At 67.2% G+C, this 1,401-nt stretch carries 2 pseudogenes; one reads left to right on the top strand and one right to left on the bottom strand.

The features are described 5' to 3' along the window. Positions 1–126 precede the first annotated feature (126 nt). Positions 127–369 (top strand): annotated as a pseudogene (locus ACTWQA_RS58975) (ISAzo13-like element transposase-related protein); the annotation flags it as partial. Between the two features lie 903 nt (positions 370–1,272). Here ACTWQA_RS58975 and ACTWQA_RS58970 read toward each other — a convergent pair. Beyond that, positions 1,273–1,401, bottom strand: a pseudogene (locus ACTWQA_RS58970) (transposase); the annotation flags it as partial.

The following is a 1,401-nucleotide window of genomic DNA, read 5'->3' as shown; positions in this document are numbered from 1 at the left end:
GGGACTGCTTGGGGTCCTGCTGTGGTCCTGCCACCTGCTCCAACCTCTTCCAACGGGTGATCAAACTACCCGCGGCTGATAGGTGTTTCGGACCGGGACTGGTTCATTAGCTCTGACGCGGATGGGAGCCGACTTCACCACCGGCTGTTCTCCCACATCACCCTCAACTGGCGTGGCAGGCCGTTGACCAGCCATGAGGTGGTGGTCAACACCATCGCCGCCACCCGCACCAGCGGCGGGCTCCGGGTGGAGGCCGTCTTGGACCCCGGCGACTACCCGACCGGTGTCGCGATCAGCAAGGACCGCTTCGCCGCCCTGCCGCTGGAGCGGCACGCCACCCACGGCAGCTGGAACTACACGCTGCACCCCGCATCCACCGATGAGTCCAGCCCGGATCGACCCGTCGGCGAGACCCAAGGACCCGCGCAACGGCGCCAGGCCATGCTCGCCCGGCTGGCCAACCCTCTCCTGACCGGCATGAGCCCGGCCCAGCTCAAGCAGCTGGCCGCCATCCTCGCTCCGGCCCAAGCCGCCCGCACCCAGGAACGACACAGCCGGCAACGCGGCGGCCGGGCCCGGCGAGCCACCGGCAAGCTACGCGTCAAACCGCTGTTCGACGACGCGGCCCGCCTCCTGCTCACCCTGCTCTACCAGCGGCAGGTCTGCTCCATGAAGGTGCTGGCGGACCTGCTGGAGGTCACTGATACCTGCATCGCCGACCTGGTGAAGGAAACCCGCAGAGTCTTGGAAGACCACGGCCACCACGCCGGAACCGCGCAGGTCCGCTTCACCAAACCCGCCGCTCTCCTCGACTTCCTAGACACCGACCAGCGCCCCGCACGAGCCGCGATCATCGACCGGCTGTCCCACCCAGTTCTGACCGGGCTCACCCGCGACGAACTTCGCCTGCTCACCCAACGCCTCGCCGCATCGCAAGTCGCTCAGGGCGAGCGCCTCGGCTACCAGCGGCGAGGCGGTCCCCGCCAATCCGGGACCAGGTCCGGCGTCTTCCCCCAGAAGATCAGCAATAGCGAACGCGTCCTACTGACTATCCTCTACCAGCGGAAACTCTGCACCATGGAGGTCCTGACCGATGCTCTGGGCGATGTCTGCAGATCCTCCATCGGCAACGTCATCCGCGAAACGCGGCCCCTGCTCCAGCAAGCAGGCCACATTCCCACCGCCGCGCCCATCCGATACCGCACTGCGGACGATCTGCTTGCCGCAGTGCCAGACGACCACGACACGCCGACAACTTGATCTTTTACGGCTTCTGTGAAACCAGCACCTCTGCGCTCTGGCCTGGGGAAACACCTCACCCAGCGCGCCCCAGAATCCGAGCGCACCATCACCGACGGCCAGCACCGGCGCCCGCATCCCCCGCCGCGCACAGTCACGCAA

The organism is Nonomuraea sp. 10N515B (assembly GCF_052245915.1).
Taxonomy (GTDB): Bacteria; Actinomycetota; Actinomycetes; order Streptosporangiales; family Streptosporangiaceae; genus Nonomuraea.
Note: the sequence above shows the minus strand (reverse complement) of the source record. Positions and strands in the feature narration are given on the sequence as shown.